Below are 17657 nucleotides of genomic sequence, written 5' to 3' on the forward strand. Positions count from 1 at the left end.
GGGACCACGCCTCACCGGCCGCAACGGGGCGGCGGTCCGGGCGGTCCGGGCGGAACCACCGGCCTAGAGGAAGATGTCCGGAACCAGTTGGTCCTCGGCCGCACCGAGGCTGTAGGGCCGGAAATCAGCGACGCCGGCGCCCGCCAGGACCTGCTCGTCCGTGTAGAAGTTGCCCGATTCCGCGTCTCCGGCGGCAAGGTGGCTTCCGGTCAGGATGGCGTGGGCGGCATCGGCCATGATCTGCGGGCCCCGCGCGGCCAGCACCATCGTCGAGCCGTGGGGCATATTGCGAATGGCGGCCGTGTCGATCAGGGTGCACGGCCAGAGCGAGTTCACCCGGACGCCGTCGGCCTTCAATTCCTCGGCCAGGCCCAGCGTGGTCAGGCTCATCCCATACTTGGCCATGGTGTAGGCGAGGTGCTTTCCCGCCCAGGAGGGGTGGAGGTTCAGCGGCGGGGACAGCGTCAGGATGTGCCCGTGCGCCGAGGCCCGGAGCGCGGGGAGCGCCAGCTTGGAGAGCAGGAAGGTACCGCGGACGTTGATGTCCTGCATGAGGTCGTACTTTTTCATGTCGACGGCGTCCGTGGTGGACAGGTCGATGGCCGAGGCGTTGTTGATGACGACGTCGATGCCGCCGAAGCGCTCCATGGCTGCGGCCACGGCTCCGGCCACGTCCTCGTCCCGGCGGACGTCGCCCACCAGGGGCAGCGCCTGGCCGCCGGCCTCCACCAGTTCTTCGGCGGCGGTAAAGACTGTTCCCGCCAGTTTGGGGTGGGGCGTGCCGGTCTTGGCCAGCAGCACGATATTGGCGCCGTCCCGGGCCGCCCTCTTGGCGATGGCCAGGCCGATTCCGCGGCTTCCGCCGGAGATGAGGATGGTGCGTCCTGCCAGGGAACCGGCTGCCCGGTAAGGGCTCCGGGGTGCCTGCAAAGCCTCGTCGCTTGAAGTCATGGGAACACTGTAGCCCAACTAAGTTACTGGCGGGTAACATAGCGGAGAGGGTGCTGGAACGGCAGAAAATTGTAGGTTCCCTACAGCTGCGGGCGCACAAACCGTCATTAGACTTGCCACCAGGGTTCTTCTTTTGTGTGGATGCTACTTAAAGCTCCCGCGAATGCGGACCGCCAGCCAACAGAACTGACTTGCTACAGAGCCGGAGACACTTGATGAGCCACGATCTGACAACGACAGCGGGAAAGATCGCAGATTTCCGCGACCGCCAGGCGCGTGCCGCACAGCCCTCCGGCCCCGAGGCCATCGAAAAGCAGCATGCCCGGGGCAAGAACACGGCCCGCGAGCGCATCGAGCTGCTGCTGGACGAAGACTCGTTTGTGGAATTCGACGCCCTCGCCGTGCACCGTTCCACGGCGTTCGGCATGGAAAAGAAGAAGCCGCTGGGCGACGGCCTGGTCTCCGGCTACGGCACCGTGGACGGCCGGCTGGTGGCCGTCTACAGCCAGGACTTCAGCGTCTACGGCGGCTCGCTGAGCCAGGTCAACGGCGAAAAGATCGTCAAGGTCCAGGAATTCGCCCTCCGCAATGGCTGCCCCGTGGTGGGGATCCTGGACGGCGGCGGCGCACGCATCCAGGAAGGCGTGGCATCCCTTGCCATGTTCGCGGACATCTTCCGCAACAACGTGCACGCCTCAGGCGTCGTGCCGCAGATCTCGCTCATCATGGGCCCCTCAGCCGGCGGTGCCGCCTACTCCCCTGCCCTCACCGACTACGTGGTGATGGTGGACAAGACGTCCCACATGTTCATCACCGGCCCGGACGTCATCAAGACCGTCACCGGCGAGGACGTGGACATGGAAACGCTGGGCGGTGCCCGGCAGCACAACGCCACCACCGGAACGTCCACCTACCTGGCCTCCGACGAAACCGACGCCATCGAGTTCGTGCGCGAACTGCTGGACTTCCTTCCCTCCAACAACCTGTCCGAGGCACCCGTGCTGGGACACCAGCAGGAATTGGAGGTCGACGACGACGACCTCGCCCTGGATGCGCTGGTTCCGGACTCCGCCAACCAGCCCTACGACATGCGGGCCGTCGTCGAACAGATCGTGGACGACGGGCACTTCCTGGAGATGCAGGCCCTGTACGCCCCCAACGTGATGATCGGCTACGGCCGCGTCGAGGGCCACACGGTGGGCATCGTGGCGAACCAGCCGCTGCAGTTCGCCGGCACCCTGGACATCGCCGCCTCCGAAAAGGCGGCCCGGTTCGTGCGCCACTGCGACGCCTTCAACATTCCCATCATCACCCTGGTGGACGTTCCCGGCTTCCTTCCGGGCAAAGACCAAGAGTTCCAGGGGATCATCCGCCGCGGCGCCAAGCTCCTCTACGCCTACGCCGAGGCGACCGTCCCCAAGCTCACGGTCATTACGCGCAAGGCCTACGGCGGCGCCTACATCGTGATGGGCTCCAAGAAGCTCGGCGCCGACCTGAACCTTGCATGGCCCACCGCGCAGATCGGCGTCATGGGCGCCCAGGGCGCCGTCAACATCCTCTACCGCCGCGACCTTGCCGCCGTCGCGGAAAACGGCGGGGATGTCGAGGCGCGCCGCGCCGAGGTCATCCGCCAGTACGAGGAAGAACTCCTCAACCCCTACCAGGCGGCAGAGCTGGGCTACGTGGACGCCGTGATCGCCCCCTCCGATACCCGGGTCCAGATCATCAAGGGCCTGCGGGCACTGCGCGACAAACGCGCCAGCCTCCCGGCCAAGAAGCATGGGAACATCCCGCTGTGACGCCGGGTCAGGAGCCGGTGGTTGAGCCTGCCGAAACCCCGTCCGCGCCGCTGTTCTCTGTCGTCAAAGGGCAACCGAACGCCGAGGAACTCGCCGCGCTGGCCGCCGTCGTCCTGTCCCTTGGGGGCCCGGCGCCGGACAAGCCTGCCGCACCCAGCGTGCGGCACTGGGTGCGCCGGCAGCAGTTGCGGCTCGCCCCGTCACCCGGCCCGGGCGCCTGGAAGCGCAGCCACGGCTGACCCTCCCCACCGCCTCCCAGGTACCGCTTCACCTGACGCGGGTCCATCCCCACCGGCATGGGGCCGCCCTGTCCGCCCGGCCGGGTAGTCTCGGAATGTGACTACAGACACTGCACCCGCCGCGCGCCCGCATACCCGCATCGACGCCGTCGCCGACGACTACACGGACACCCTCATCAGGCTCAACCCGACCTTCGCCACGACTCTTGGCCTGCCGGGCCACGAGACGGAATACCAAGACTTCTCGCCTGCCGGCATCGCAGGTTTCGCCGAGGCCGCGCGAGACGCGCTGGCCGCACTGGAGGGCCTGGAGCCGGAAGACGACGTCGACGCCGTCACCCTGGACGCCATGCGGGAGCGCCTCGGGCTGCAACTGCTGATCCATGCCTCCGGTTGGGAGTATGCCGAGCTCAACAACATCGCCTCGCCCGCCCAGGACATTCGGGCCATCTTCGACCTCATGCCCTCCGACACCGCGCAGGACTGGGAGCACATCGCGGGCCGGGCCGGCAACGTGCCGGCGGCCATCAGCGGCTACATCGAGTCCCTCCGCGTCGCCCGGGACGCCGGCAAAGTGGCCGCCGCGAGGCAGGTCCGGATCGTCATTGAACAGGTCACCAAGTACGCCGCCGACGACGGATTCTTCGCCAAGCTGGCCGCCGGTGCAGCCACCCCCGACGGCCCGCTGCCCGCGCCGCTCCAGGAAAAGCTCGACGCCGGAACCGGCGCGGCCCGGACCGCCTATGTGGGACTGGCAGAGTTCCTGCGCACCGAGCTGCTCCCGGCAGCACCCGAAAAGGACGCCGTGGGCAGGGCACGGTACGCACTGGCGTCACGATCCTTCCTCGGCGCCGAAGTGGACCTGGAAGAAACCTACGCCTGGGGCGTCCAGGAGCTGGACCGCCTCATCGCCGAACAGGAACGCGTCGCCCACAGCATCAAGCCTGGCGCCACCATCGCGGAGGCCAAAGACATCCTCAACAACGATCCCGCCCGGCAACTCAAGGGGACCGATGCCCTGCAGGCCTGGATGCAGGACCTCTCGGACAAGGCCATGGCCGGGCTCGCCGGCGTCCACTTCGACATCCCCGACGTCATGAAGACCCTCGAATGCCGGATCGCCCCCACGGACGAGGGCGGCATCTACTACACCGGCCCGTCAGATGACTTCAGCCGTCCCGGCCGCATGTGGTGGTCCGTCCCGGCCGGCGAGGACACCTTCACCACCTGGGCCGAGACCACCACCGTCTACCACGAAGGCGTCCCAGGCCACCACCTCCAGGTGGCCACTGCCACCTACCGCCGTGAACTGCTCAACAACTGGCGGCGCAACGTCTGCTGGACCTCCGGTCACGGCGAAGGCTGGGCCCTCTATGCCGAGAAGCTGATGCAGGAGCTGGGCTACCTCACGGATCCCGGCGACCACCTGGGAATGCTGGACATGCAGCGCATGCGGGCCGCCCGCGTGGTCTTCGACATCGGCGTCCACCTCGAACTGGACATGCCCGGGCGCTGGGGATCCGGCACCTGGACAGCAGAGACGGGCTACGGCTTCCTCAAGGAAAACCTCCCGATCAGCGACGGCCAGCTAAACTTCGAGTTCACCCGCTACCTTGGCTGGCCCGGCCAGGCACCCTCCTACAAGGTGGGCCAGCGGCTCTGGGAACAAATCCGCGCCGAGCTCGAAGCCCGCCCAGGGTTCGACCTCAAGGAGTTCCACACCAAGGCCCTCAACATCGGCTCCGTAGGACTGGACACCCTCCGCCGGGCGCTCTTGTCTTGACCCTGAACTGCGCGGCCCCAAGGGGCCCATCCTCTGCGCGCTGCTCGTTCCTCGCGGCTGGGCCCACGCCGGCAGGGTTCCCTGGCCGAGCTTGCGAGGTTAGGGGCCGGTGGGGAGCGCGCTGCCGGATGGGCCCCTTGCTGCCTCCGCGCGAGACATTAAGCACACCCACCGCGGGAATAAGTAACAAATGCCGCCGCCTGCCCTGTATTTCCTAGTATTTCCAGTGCATAGCACAATTGCTGCCGCGTAATATTTCTCAATATTCTTTCGACGTGGTATGCGTGACAGGTCTAGCTTGTTCTGGTGACCACTCAGACAAGCACCCCATCCTCCGCGGGGAAGACCGGATTCCAGTTGCCCAAGTGGGCTTCCTCCTTCGGCTTCCAGATCATTGCGGCCCTCATCGTGGGCCTTGGCCTCGGCCTGCTCGCCAAGTACACCGGCAGCACCAAGACCAACCCGAACGCCCTCGGCGCCACGCTGCAGACCATCGGCTCGAGCTACGTCTCGCTGCTGCAGACCGCCGTGGTCCCGCTGATCTTCACCGCCGTCGTCAGCTCCATCTCCAACCTGCGCCAGGTATCCAACGCGGCAAGGCTGGCATGGAACACGCTCCTGTGGTTCGCCATCACGTCCCTGATCGCCGTGCTGATCGGCATCGGCCTGGGCGTGCTGCTGCAGCCCGGCGCCAACACCGGCATCACCGAGGAAGCCAAGTACACCGGCAAATCCGGTGACTGGTGGGCGTTCCTCGTGGGCCTCTTCCCGAAGAACTTCTTGGGACTCGGCGCCAGCTCCACCGTCGGCGACTCCGGCGCAGTGACCACTTCGGTCAGCTTCAACGTGCTCCAGATCCTGGTGATCGCCATCGCCGTCGGTGTTGCCGCCCTCAAGGTGGGTAAGGCCGCCGAACCCTTCCTGAACCTGAACGCCTCGGCCCTTGCCGTCATCCAGAAGGTGCTGTGGTGGATCATCCGCATCGCCCCGCTCGGCACCATCGGCCTGATCGGCAACGCCGTCGCAGTCTACGGCTGGGACACCATCGGCTCCCTCGGCAAGTTCGCCGTCGCGATCTACGTGGGCCTGGCCCTGGTCCTGTTCGTGGTGTACCCCATCCTGGTGCGCAGCCACGGCCTGTCCATCAAGCAGTACTTCTCCGGTGTATGGCCGGCCGTTCAGCTGGCCTTCGTGTCCCGCTCCTCGGTGGGCACCCTGCCGCTGACCCAGCGCGTCACCGAACGCAGCCTGGGCGTCCCCCGGGCCTACGCTTCCTTCGCAGTGCCGCTGGGCGCCACCACCAAGATGGACGGCTGCGCGGCCATCTACCCGGCCGTGTCCGCCATCTTCGTCGCCCAGTTCTTCGGCATCCACCTGGACTTCAGCCAGTACGTGCTGATCGCCCTGGTCTCCGTGCTGGGTTCCGCAGCGACCGCCGGAACCACCGGCGCCGTGGTGATGCTGACGCTGACGCTCTCCACGCTGGGACTCCCGCTGGCCGGCGTCGGGCTCCTGCTCGCCATCGACCCCATCCTGGACATGGGCCGGACCGCCGTGAACGTGGCCGGCCAGGCACTGGTTCCCACCATCGTGGCCAAGCGCCAGGGCATCCTCGATGAATCGCTGTACAACGCACCGCGCAACGGCACCCCGTTCGTGGATGACAACGAAACCGCTGCCGGTGAGCCCACCGACGGCACCAGTGCCGACACGGCACCGCGCGAACTGCAGGACGCGAAGGCCTAACGGCAGCCGCACAGCAGCATGAAGTCCCCCGGGAAAACTTCCCGGGGGACTTCATGCTGTTAAGCGCTCCTGCCGCTCAGGGGAACCGTGGTCCCCCAACCGCGGGCTTCAGTCAGCGTCCGCCGCCACCGATCACGCCGTTCTGGACCGCCTTGGTCACGGCATCGGCTTCAGCCTGCGTCAGCTTCCCGTCCGTCACAGCCTTGTCCAGGCGGGTCTTGAGCTCAGCAGCGTGCTCAGACTGCTCATCGCTGCGGATCTCCTGGAGGGCCGCCGTCACCTTCGCTTCGTCGATGCCCAGTGCGGCGGCCAGCGACTTGGCCAGCGCCGCTTCCCTGGCGGCCGGGTCCGGCTTCTGTCCCTCAGCCGGGGCGGAGGGCTTGTTGGCATCACGGAAGGCCTTGAGCGCGTCCTGGACCTTGGTTTGGTCCACGCCGAGTTTCGTGGCCAGCGCAGCAGCCTGGTCCTCGCCGTGTCCGCCGCGGCCACCGTGCCGGCCCATGCCATCGGGGGCGGCGCCGTTGCCTCCGTCGGTCGGAGCGCTTGAGCTCGCGCTGGGCGTAGGCGTGGGCGTCGTGGTGGTTGCGGAGGCCATGCCGGCCACTCCGATACCGGCGCCGAGGACCAGCGCAGCCGCTGACAAGCCCAGGGTCATCTTCTTGGTACGTGACATCTTTCGTCTCCTGATTCGCCGTCCTGCGACGGCTGTAGGTTTATGCCTCTCTCACTGAGACATTCCAAGCATCCACCACGAGCTTCAGGAAAGGCTGTTGGGAACCTTTCGTTCTCCTGTGAATCCACGCGCAAAATACTTGCATGTAGTGCAAAGTTGCACGTAGTGTAATCCTGTGCCAACCACCTCCCCCGACGCCCAGCAGGCACCCCCTTCGAGGCGGGAGCTGAACAAGGCAGCCACCCGGCAGGCCATCACGGACGCCGCCCTGGAACTGCTGCGCGCCAAAGGGCCGGGCAACTTCACGGTGGAGGACATCGCCGACGCCGCCGGGATCTCGCGCCGCACCTTCTTCAACTACTTCAGCAGCACCGACGCCGCGCTGGCGTCCATCGTCCACGGCTTCCTGGACACCGCCATCCAGCAGTTGCGGCTCCGCCCGGCCGACGAACCGATGCTGGAATCGGCCCAGGCGGCCTTGGTGGCCCTGGCCGATCCCGAGGCCGTCGCCCCGTTGGCGGAACTGTTTACCTTGACCCAGCAAAGCCCGCTGATGGCCCACTCCGAACTGGAGGCATGGGACCACTGCCGGGCACAGGTCTTCGCCGTCGCCCGCGAGCGCCTCGCCGGCACCCCGGGCGGGCAGGACGAACTCTATGTCCACGCCTTGGCCGGCTCCATCATCTCCTGCGGCAAGGCTGCCATGGAGGTCTGGTTCAGCCGGCGCGGGCCGGACCTCACGGCAGGTTCCCTGACCGAGCTGCGTCAACTGTTGATTGACTCGATCGCCCTCCTGGGCACAGGCTTCGCTCCCCCTGCTTCATCTTCCGCTGTCCGCACCTCCTGATCAGATCGGTTTCCGCATGGCACTCCTCCTCTACCGCCTGGGCAAGTTCTCCTACCGCCGGCGCTGGCTTGTCATCTCCTTGTGGCTTGCCGTGCTGGTGGCCGTTGGCGGCTCGGCCGCAGCGTTCCACGGCACCCTGTCCAACAACTTCCAGATCCCGGGCACAGAGACCCAGCGGATCGCTGACAAGCTCAAGCAGGACCTGCCGTCGGCTTCAGGCGGCAGCGCCACGATCGTATTCGAAGCCCCGCCCGGCGGGTTCACGGACCAGGGCCGCGCAGCCGTCACGGACGCGCTGAAGAAGCTCCAGGCCCTGCCCGAGGTCCGCGGCACGGTTGACCCGTTCGCCACCCAGGCCCAGGTGGACCAGGCAGCCAAGGCGATCACCGACGGTGAACAGCAATTGGCCGCCGGCCAGGCCCAGCTGGACTCCTCACGGGCACAGCTGGAGGCAGGCAAGGCCCAGCTGGCCGCGGCTGAGCAGCAGCTCACGGCCGCAGGGGCACCGGCTGCGGTGATCGACGCGCAACTGGGCCAGCAGAAGGCGGCACTGGCAGCAGGCCAGGCCAAGCTCGACGCCGGAACCCGGGACCTGGAGGCCAGCAAGGCCAAGCTGGAGCTCGGCAAACGCCAGGCCCAGGCGGCCTCCGCCATCCGCTTTGTCTCGGAGGACAACCAGGCCGCCGTCGCCCAGGTCCAGTTCAACACCTCCATCAACGGGCTCTCCCCGGCGGTCCGGAAACAGGTCCAGGACATCGCCCATGAAACGTCCTCAGCCGGCGTCACGGCACTGGCCAGCAAGGAGATTACGGAGGACATCTCGGCCCTGTTCGGCACGGCGGAGATCGTGGGCATCGCCGTCGCCGCGCTGGTCCTGATCCTCATGCTGGGTACCCTGATCGCCGCCGGCCTCCCGCTGCTGATGGCCATCATCGGCGTCGGAGTTGGCGTCGGCATCACCTTCGCACTCTCCGGCCTGTTCGACATGAGCTCCATCTCCCCCATGCTGGCCCTCATGCTCGGCCTCGCCGTCGGCATCGACTACTCGCTGTTCATCGTCAACCGGCATCGGACCCAGCTCCTCGCCGGGATGGACGCCGAGGAATCGGTGGCCCGGGCCAACGGCACCTCGGGCAACGCGGTGGTCTTCGCCGGCCTCACCGTGATCATCGCCCTCGCCGCCCTGGTGGTCCCCGGGCTGCCGTTCCTCACCGTCATGGGCCTTGCCGCAGCAGGGACCGTAGCCGTGGCCGTGCTCGTGGCCATCACGCTGACCCCCGCCATGCTGTCCCTGATCGGCCGCCGCATCATCTCCCGGCGGGCCTGGGCCAAGGCCGAGGCGCACAACGCCGAGCCGGGCCATGAAGCCGCGGACCTCGCCACCGACCGCCAGCGCAGCACCCGCGGCTGGGGCGGACTCGTCACCCGGCACCCGTGGGTGGCACTGGTGGCCGGCGTCCTGGTACTCGGCACCCTGGCGCTGCCGGCAACCCAGCTCCAGCTGGCCCTGCCGGACGGCGGCTCCGAGCCCGTGGACTCGGAGGCCTACCAGGCCTACGACCTGACGGCGCGCAGCTTCGGCGAGGGTGTGACCGGTCCGATCGTGGCGGTGGGCGAGTTCCCGGCGAACCTCGACGCGGCCCAGGCACAAAAGCTGCAGTACGACATCGCGGACAAGCTCCGCGCCGTGGACAACGTGGTGGCCGCCGTGCCGGTGGCCCTCAGCGATGACCGCCGGACCGCCGTGTTCCAGGTCATTCCCAAGGAAGGCCCCGCCAGCGCCAGCACCGTCAAGGTGGTCGCCGAACTGCGCGGACTCAACGGCGAAATCCAGTCGGACTACGGCGTGGCCATGGGCCTGACCGGTCAGACGGCCGGCAACGTGGATGTCTCCACCAAGCTCGGTGCCGCCCTGCCGCCGTACCTGGCGATCGTCGTCGGTCTCTCCCTGGTCCTGCTGTTGCTGGTCTTCCGCTCCATCGTTGTCCCGCTGCTGGCCACCGGCGGCTTCCTGCTGTCCCTGTCCGCGGCCTTCGGCGCGGTGGTGGCGGTGTACCAGTGGGGCTGGCTGGGCGGCGTGTTCGACGTCGCCAACCCGGGAGCCGTGCTCAGCTTCCTGCCCATCATCCTGATCGGCGTGTTGTTCGGCCTGGCCATGGACTACCAGGTGTTCATCGCCTCCGGGATGCGTGAAGCGTACATGCACGGCTCCGAGGCCAAGGAAGCTGTCCGGGTGGGCTTCCGGCACGCAGCCGCCGTGGTGACGGCCGCCGCGATCATCATGGTCAGCGTGTTCTCCGGCTTCATCTTCAGCCACCTCACCATGGTCCGGCCGCTGGGCTTTGCCATGGCTTTCGGTGTCCTGTTCGACGCCTTCGTGGTCCGGATGACCATTGTCCCGGCCGTGATGTACCTGCTGGGCGCCAAGTCCTGGTGGCTGCCGCGCTGGCTGGACCGGATCCTGCCGGACGTGGACGTCGAAGGGGCCAAGCTCAACCGCGGCCAGGCCGCTCCCACCCCCGGTGAACTGGTCCACTAGGCTGGAACCGTGCACCACCTGATTCTCGCGTCCCAGTCCCCCGCCCGCACCAAGCTCCTGGCCGAGGCCGGCATCCGGCACACGGTCCTGGTGTCCGACGTCGACGAGGAAGCCGTCCAGGAGCGGTACGGCGTCACCGACCCGCATGACACCGCACTGCTGCTCGCCCGGGCCAAGGCCGAGGCCGTGGCGTCCCTGCCGGAAGCGGAGGGCGCCCTGGTGCTGGGCTGCGACTCCGTCTTCGAGTTCGACGGCGAGGCGCACGGCAAGCCGTACACGGCCGACGTCGCCCGGGGCCGGATGCTGCGGATGAGCGGCAGCGCGGGGGTGCTGCACACGGGACACTGGCTGGTGGATTGCAGGGACACGGACGACGACGGCCCCGGCGGCCGCGGTTCGGGCGCCACGCTCGGGGCGGTCGCCTCCGCCGAGGTCACCTTCATGGACATGGACCCGGCGGAAATCGACGCCTACATCGCCACCGGCGAGCCGCTGCACTGCGCCGGTTCGTTCACCATCGACGGCCTGGGTGGGGCCTTCATCCGGAAGGTCGACGGCGACCCGCACGCCGTCGTCGGCCTGTCCGTCTCCACCCTCAGGGGCCTCCTGGCCGCCGCCAATGTGCGCATCACGGATCTCTGGCCCGCGGGCTAAGTCCTCCATTTTCGGGGCGCCTTGTAGCTTCCCTACAAAGGAAGGCTGGTTTACACGCGGATTCCGCAAGTAATATCGGCGGAACCCTCAAAACCGCGCTAGGCTCCCTGAAGGAAAGAAGGAGACGCCTTGTCAGCAAATTTGGAGCAGTCCGCAGGTCCCACGCAGTCGACGACCCTCACCAAGGTGCTGATCGCCAACCGCGGGGAAATCGCCGTCCGCATCATCCGTGCGGCCCGGGACGAAGGCATCGCCTCGGTGGCCGTCTACGCCGACCCCGACCGTGACGCCCTGCACGTCAAACTCGCCGACGAGGCCTATGCCCTGGGTGGCACCACGGCCGCCGAGTCGTACCTGGTGATGGACAAGATTCTTGACGCCGCCCGCCAGTCCGGCGCCGACGCCATCCACCCCGGCTATGGATTCCTGGCGGAGAACGCCGATTTCGCCGCCAAGGTCATCGCCGCCGGGATCACCTGGATCGGCCCCTCCCCCGAGGCCATCTCCGCCCTGGGCGACAAGGTCCAGGCCCGCCACATCGCCGAGAAGGTCGGTGCCCCGCAGGTCCCCGGCACCGCCGATCCGGTGGAATCCGCCGAGGAAATCCTCGAATTCGTGGACAAGTTCGGCCTGCCCGTGGCCATCAAGGCGGCCTTCGGCGGCGGTGGACGCGGCATCAAGGTTGCCCGCACCCGCGAGGAAATCCCCGAGCTCTTCGAGTCCGCCGTCCGTGAAGCCGTCGCAGCCTTCGGCCGCGGCGAGTGCTTCATCGAGCGCTTCCTGGACGCTCCCCGGCACGTCGAGACCCAATGCCTCGCCGACGCACACGGCAACGTGGTGGTGGTCTCCACCCGCGACTGCTCCCTGCAGCGCCGCAACCAGAAGCTTGTGGAGGAGGCCCCGGCCCCCTTCCTCACCCCGGAACAGAACCAGCGGCTCTACGAATCCTCCAAGGCCATCCTCAAGGAAGCCGGCTACCTCGGTGCCGGCACCTGCGAGTTCCTGGTAGGCCAGGACGGCACCATCTCCTTCCTTGAGGTCAACACCCGCCTCCAGGTGGAGCACTGCGTCTCCGAGGAAGTTACCGGAATCGACCTGGTCCGCGAGCAGTTCCGGCTGGCCCGCGGCGAGGAACTCGGCTACGGCGACCCCGAGGTCCGCGGCCACTCCTTTGAATTCCGCATCACCGGCGAGGACCCGGGCCGGAACTTCCTGCCCTCCCCCGGCACCATCAGTGTCCTGAAGAACCCCACCGGGCCCGGCGTGCGGATCGACTCCGGCGTGGAGCAGGGCGATGTCATCAGCGGCAACTTCGACTCGATGCTCTCCAAGCTGGTCGTTACCGGCGCCACCCGCACCCAGGCACTGCAGCGCTCCCGCCGTGCCCTGGAGGAAATGGTGGTCGAGGGCATCCCCACCGTCATCCCGTTCGATCTCGCCGTGGTCAGCAACCCCGACTTCGCCCCCGCGGAAGGCCCGTTCAAGGTCCACACCCGCTGGATCGAGACCGCATTCGTCAACGACATCCCCGCCTGGACACCCAGCGGCACCACGGAAGTAGAGCCCGACGCCGGCGAACGCCAGCGCGTCGTCGTCGAGGTGGGCGGCAAGCGCCTGGAAGTGGTGCTCCCCGCATCCCTGGGCACCCCCGGCACCGCCGCAGCCGCCGGCAAGCCCGGCAAGTCCAAGAAGCGCTCACGTTCAGCAGGTCCCGCCGCAGCCACGGGCAATGCCCTCACTTCCCCCATGCAGGGAACCATCGTGAAGGTCGCCGTTTCGCACGGTGACGTGGTGTCCGAGGGCGACCTGGTGGTGGTCCTGGAGGCCATGAAGATGGAGCAGCCGCTGACGGCGCACCGTTCCGGCACCATCACGGGCCTGACGGCAACGGCGGGCGAAACGGTGTCCGCCGGCGCCATCATCGCCACGATCGAAGACTAGAAAGCGCCGCGCCGGACATGCTCGCACCAAGCTTCCAGGAAGAAGTGGACCGCTACCACCAGGCGGTTCCCGAAATCACCCGGGGCAACCCGGCCCCGATCAAGGACCTGTACTCCCGGCAGGACGATGTCACCCTGGCCAACCCGTTTGGCGGCATCGCCCGCGGCTGGGCACAAGTGGAGGCCCGTCTTGACCAGGCGGCCCGGCAGTTCCGCGACGGCGAGATGCTGGGCTTCGACACCGTCACCTCCTACACGGCCCGCGACACCGCCTACCTGGTGGAAACCGAGCACTTCCGGGCGCGGCTGGACGCCGCGGCCGCCACGGAGGAATTCGCCCTGCGCGTCACCAGCATCTTCCGCCGCGAGGAAGGCTACTGGAAGCTGGTGCACCGGCACGCGGACCCTGCCGCCCGGCCCCAGTCCCGGCGCTCCCTGACGCAGCCCGCCGCCTGACCTGCCCCCGCACCCGGTTCGCCGTCGGGACGGCCCGGGTGCTGGCAGGGCTCGGCAACAGCAGGCAGACTTAGCAGATGCTGCCTTTCCTGCTTCTCGCATCCCGCGCCGAGGATGCCGCCGCCGACGACGAATACGCGGCCTACCTGAGGTACGGCGCACTGGAAGAGCGCGAACTTCACCGGGTCAGGCTGGAGGCCGCACCGCTGCCCGAACTGGACCTTTCGCGGTACTCCGGGGTGATCGTCGGCGGCAGCCCGTTCACCTCCAGCGATCCACCCGGGGACAAGAGCGCAGTACAGCACCGGGTGGAACGGGAACTTTCGGGCCTGCTGGACCAGCTCGTGGCGCTCGACTTTCCGTTCCTGGGCGCCTGCTACGGCGTGGGCACCCTGGGCACGCACCAGGGCGCGGTGATCGACCGGACCTACGGGGAACCGCTGGGAGCGGTGGAGATCGAACTGACGGAGGCGGGGCTGCAGGATCCCCTCCTGCAGGGGCTGCCCCGGACGTTTACGGGCTTCACCGGCCACAAGGAGGCCGTCAGGTCGCTGCCGGCGCACGCCGTCCTGCTGGCGCGCTCCGCCACCTGCCCGGTCCACATGTTCCGCATCAACGCAAACCTCTACGCCACGCAGTTCCACCCCGAACTGGACGCGGAGGGGCTGGTGACCCGGATCGATATCTACCGGCACGCCGGGTACTTCCCGCCGGAATCCGCCGGGGAACTGATGGCGGCGGCACGCCGGTCCACCGTGACCGAGCCCATGACCGTCCTGAAGAATTTCGTGGCACGCTACGCCCGCTGAGCATGAAAATGCCCGGCGGGCCGGATGGCCTCGCCGGGCATTGTGGCGTTGGAGAATCAGGCCACGTTGTTCTCGTAGTCAAGGTCGCGGGTTTCGCGGGTGAGGAACAGCGCGATCAGGGTCAGCACGGCCATGGACGTCAGGTACACGCCGACCAGGACGGGGCTGCCCTTGGCCGCTTCCCACAGCGCGACGGCGATGAACGGCGCCACGGCTGCACCCAGGATGCTGGAGAAGTTGTAGCTGATGGCAGAGCCGGTGTAGCGGACATTCGTGGGGAACAGTTCCGGCAGCAGCGCCCCCATGGGCCCGAAGGTCAGGCCCATCAGGGAGAAACCGAGGATCAGCAGGCCCATGGTGCCCACGAAGCCGCCGCTGAACAGCGGGACGAACAGCAGGCCGAACACGAAGATGCCGGCGGTGACGGCCATCAGCATCTTGCGGCGGCCATACTTCTCGGCCAGCGGGCCGGAGACCAGGGTGAAGATGCCGAAGAAGACGACGCCGGCGATCAGCATCCAGAGGAAGTCGTTGCGGGTGTACCCCAGGCCGGGGACGAACGAGGCAGCGGCCGCCTCCGTCATGGGCTTTCCGGCCTTTTCGGCGGCCGCCTGCGCACCGGCCAGCGTGGGCTTGGTGCCGTAGGTGAGGGTGAACGTGGTCATCAGGTAGAAGAGCACGTAGGTGGCCAGCATGATGAAGGTGCCCAGGATCAGCTGGCGCCAGCTGGTCTTGAAGACGCGGCCCAGCGGAAGTTTCGCCACCTCGTTGGATTGCACCACCTTGGTGAAGGCCGGGGTTTCGATCAGCTTCAGCCGGACGTACAGGCCCAGGATGACCATGACGGCGCTGAGCAGGAACGGCACGCGCCAGCCCCAGGCCGCGAAGGCTTCCGGCGAGAGGGTGTAGCTGGCCACGAGGAAGATAACGTTGGCGATGATGAAGCCGATGGGGGCGCCCAGTTGCGGGAAGGTGCCGTAGATGGCGCGCTTGTTGGCGGGGGCGTTCTCCGTGGCCAGCAGGGCCGCGCCGCTCCATTCGCCGCCCAGGGCCAGGCCTTGGGCAAAACGCATGATGACGAGCAGGGCCGGTGCCCAGAACTCCCAGCCGGGTACCAGGGCGGTGGGGAGGCAGCCGATCAGGAAGGTCGCGATGCCCATGGTGAGCAACGACGCCACAAGGGTTCCCTTGCGGCCAAACTTGTCACCGAAGTGGCCGAACACGATGGAGCCAAGCGGACGTGCGACGAACGCCACGCCAAAGACGGCGAAGGAGCTCAGCAACTGGGTGGTCTCGTTCTGGCCCGGGAAGAAGAGCTTCGGGAAGACGAGCACGGCGGCAGTGGCGTAGACGTAGAAGTCGTAGAACTCCACGGTGGTGCCGATCAGGCTCGCCACGATGACGCGGCCGCGGGAGTTCACCGGCTGGTGCGAACCGGGCACCGTGGTGGTATCGGGGGATGACATAGGTAAGCGCTTTCGTGAGACCGGCCGGGCACAGGCAGGTCCGCCTCCCGGCTCGAATAGTTAGAGTTCGATCTTACTTCGCCGCGTCCAGTCAATGGACGAATCGTCCACCATGTGGACCTGTGTTGTGCGTCTCACCATGCGGGCCACCGCGCCGGGCCTCACGCCGCCGTGCAGGCCCGGATAGGCAAAAGTCACAGCGCGTTAACAAACATCGTCCGTCCGCGAAACGAGCCGTCCCTACCTTGGAGGAACAACATCCCCTGAAGGAGGTAACCCGTGACTGTTGACCGCACCGTTGATGCCGGCGCCGAAAATACCCTTGACCTCGAAGAGGCCGCTGGACCGGCAGCCGTTGCCGCATCCGCCAGCGCACAGCCCGGCCGTACCCGCACCACAGACGCCCCTGCCCTTGAATTCCGCCCCGGCCGCTGGATCGCCAACTGGGATGCCGAGAACAAGGAGCAGTGGGAAACCGCCGGCCGCGCCATCGCCCGCCGCAACCTGAACTGGTCCATCTTCGCCGAGTTCCTCGGCTTCGTCGTGTGGCAGCTGTGGTCCATCGTGGTGGTCCAGCTTCCCGCCGCCGGCTTCACCTTCTCCACCTCGGAGATCTTCTGGCTCATCTCGATGCCCAGCCTCGTGGGCGCCACCCTCCGCATTCCCTACACGTTCATGGTCCCCCGCTTCGGCGGACGGAACTGGACCATCGTCTCCGCACTGTTGCTCCTGATCCCCTCCACCGGACTGGCCCTGTGTGTCTCCAACCCGGACACGCCGTTCGGCGTCATGCTCCTGGTGGCCGCCCTCGCCGGCTTCGGCGGCGGCAACTTCGCCAGCTCCATGGCCAACATCACGTTCTTCTACCCGGCGAGGGAAAAGGGCTGGGCGCTGGGCCTGAACGCCGCCGGCGGAAACCTGGGCGCCGCCGTCGCACAGCTTGCCGTCCCGATCGTCATCACCCTCCTCGCTGCCGGCACCGTCAACCTGCCTATGGCCGGCTGGATGTGGGTCCCGTTCATCCTGCTGGCAGCATTCGGCGCCTTCAAGTACATGAACAACCTCACCAGCGCCAAGGGCGACGTGGCCGGCTCGGTCGCGGCGCTGAAGGAACCGCACCTGTGGATCATGGCCCTGCTGTACATCGGCACCTTCGGCTCCTTCATCGGCTTCGCCGGCGTGTTCCCCAAGCTCATCAAGGACTACTTCCCCGCGTTCTCCTCCATCGGAGTGGGGACCGTGGCCCTGTCCCTGGCCTTCCTCGGCCCCCTGGTGGGTTCGCTGGCCCGCCCGTACGGCGGACGCATGGCGGACCGGATGGGCGGCGCCCGGATGACCGTTGCCGCCTTTGCCTCCATGGCTGTGATCACGCTGACCATGATCTGGACCCTCCCGCTGAAGAACTTCCTGCTCTTCCTGGTCCTTTTCCTGATGCTGTTCACCGCCAGCGGCTTCGGCAACGGCGCCACCTACAGGATGATCCCGGTCATCTTCGCCACCTCCAGCCGGGCCGCCCGCAACGGTGCCAACCCCGTGGCCACCCAGCGCCTGGCATCCTCAGCCCTGGGCCTGATCTCCGCGATCGGAGCCTACGGCGGCTTCGTCATCCCCCAGGTGCTGAATGCCTCCAGCACCGCCAGCGGCTCCTACACTCCGGCCTTCTACGGATTCGTCGGCGCGTATGTCCTCATGCTGGTGGTCTGCTGGACCTGCTACATCCGCAACGCCGGCCGGAACGCGATGGGGCACGTCTAA

The 17657-nt window shown here is 67.4% G+C and carries 14 protein-coding genes; 11 read left to right on the forward strand and 3 right to left on the reverse strand.

What is annotated here, in order from left to right; translation table 11 throughout:
- Positions 1-63: 63 nt before the first annotated feature.
- Positions 64-951: an SDR family oxidoreductase gene (locus QRM95_RS14265; RefSeq protein ID WP_285248214.1), complete on the reverse strand. Its 888-nt coding sequence runs from the start codon at positions 949-951 to the stop codon at positions 64-66.
- A gap of 215 nt (positions 952-1166) precedes the next feature.
- On the opposite strand from QRM95_RS14265, the gene QRM95_RS14270 reads away from it, so the two are divergent.
- The 4 genes from QRM95_RS14270 (at position 1167) to QRM95_RS14285 (ending at position 6518) form a co-directional block, all read left to right on the forward strand.
- Positions 1167-2750 (forward strand): acyl-CoA carboxylase subunit beta, encoded by a 1584-nt coding sequence (locus QRM95_RS14270; RefSeq protein ID WP_018762994.1) that lies wholly within the window; start codon positions 1167-1169, stop codon positions 2748-2750.
- Entirely contained in the window at positions 2747-2989 is a 243-nt protein-coding gene (locus QRM95_RS14275; protein WP_285248215.1) for an acyl-CoA carboxylase epsilon subunit, read from the forward strand. The genes QRM95_RS14270 and QRM95_RS14275 overlap by 4 nt, the downstream gene beginning before the upstream one ends.
- Positions 2990-3086: 97 nt before the next feature.
- The gene (locus QRM95_RS14280; protein ID WP_285248216.1) at positions 3087-4772 is read left to right on the forward strand and encodes a DUF885 domain-containing protein; all 1686 of its coding nucleotides are present in this window, start codon (positions 3087-3089) and stop codon (positions 4770-4772) included.
- A gap of 306 nt (positions 4773-5078) precedes the next feature.
- Positions 5079-6518 (forward strand): dicarboxylate/amino acid:cation symporter, encoded by a 1440-nt coding sequence (locus QRM95_RS14285; RefSeq protein ID WP_285248217.1) that lies wholly within the window; start codon positions 5079-5081, stop codon positions 6516-6518.
- 112 nt (positions 6519-6630) lie between these two features.
- Here the strand turns inward: QRM95_RS14285 and QRM95_RS14290 are convergent, their stop codons facing one another.
- Positions 6631-7191 carry a hypothetical protein gene (locus tag QRM95_RS14290; protein WP_285248218.1) on the reverse strand — a complete coding sequence of 187 codons (561 nt, stop codon included), beginning with the start codon at positions 7189-7191 and terminating at the stop codon, positions 6631-6633.
- Between the two features lie 175 nt (positions 7192-7366).
- On the opposite strand from QRM95_RS14290, the gene QRM95_RS14295 reads away from it, so the two are divergent.
- The 6 genes from QRM95_RS14295 to QRM95_RS14320 all read left to right on the forward strand — a co-directional run bounded on the left by QRM95_RS14295 (position 7367) and on the right by QRM95_RS14320 (position 14436).
- Positions 7367-8038 (forward strand): TetR/AcrR family transcriptional regulator, encoded by a 672-nt coding sequence (locus QRM95_RS14295; protein ID WP_285248219.1) that lies wholly within the window; start codon positions 7367-7369, stop codon positions 8036-8038.
- A gap of 16 nt (positions 8039-8054) precedes the next feature.
- Positions 8055-10577 (forward strand): MMPL family transporter, encoded by a 2523-nt coding sequence (locus tag QRM95_RS14300; RefSeq protein WP_285248220.1) that lies wholly within the window; start codon positions 8055-8057, stop codon positions 10575-10577.
- A 9-nt stretch (positions 10578-10586) separates the two neighbouring features.
- On the forward strand, positions 10587-11231 hold the full coding sequence (locus QRM95_RS14305; RefSeq protein ID WP_285248221.1) for a Maf family protein: 645 nt from the start codon (positions 10587-10589) through the stop codon (positions 11229-11231).
- Between the two features lie 129 nt (positions 11232-11360).
- Complete coding sequence (locus QRM95_RS14310) at positions 11361-13172, forward strand: acetyl/propionyl/methylcrotonyl-CoA carboxylase subunit alpha (RefSeq protein WP_285248222.1); 1812 nt, start codon at positions 11361-11363, stop codon at positions 13170-13172.
- A 17-nt stretch (positions 13173-13189) separates the two neighbouring features.
- On the forward strand, positions 13190-13627 hold the full coding sequence (locus QRM95_RS14315) for a YybH family protein (protein WP_109863418.1): 438 nt from the start codon (positions 13190-13192) through the stop codon (positions 13625-13627).
- Between the two features lie 77 nt (positions 13628-13704).
- The gene (locus tag QRM95_RS14320; RefSeq protein WP_285248223.1) at positions 13705-14436 is read left to right on the forward strand and encodes a glutamine amidotransferase; all 732 of its coding nucleotides are present in this window, start codon (positions 13705-13707) and stop codon (positions 14434-14436) included.
- A 56-nt stretch (positions 14437-14492) separates the two neighbouring features.
- Here the strand turns inward: QRM95_RS14320 and QRM95_RS14325 are convergent, their stop codons facing one another.
- Positions 14493-15902, reverse strand: a complete 1410-nt coding sequence (locus QRM95_RS14325) for an MFS transporter (protein WP_285248224.1) — start codon at positions 15900-15902, stop codon at positions 14493-14495.
- A 279-nt stretch (positions 15903-16181) separates the two neighbouring features.
- On the opposite strand from QRM95_RS14325, the gene QRM95_RS14330 reads away from it, so the two are divergent.
- Positions 16182-17657: an MFS transporter gene (locus tag QRM95_RS14330; protein WP_285248225.1), complete on the forward strand. Its 1476-nt coding sequence runs from the start codon at positions 16182-16184 to the stop codon at positions 17655-17657.

The organism is Pseudarthrobacter sp. efr-133-R2A-89 (assembly GCF_030209315.1).
Lineage (GTDB): Bacteria > Actinomycetota > Actinomycetes > Actinomycetales > Micrococcaceae > Arthrobacter.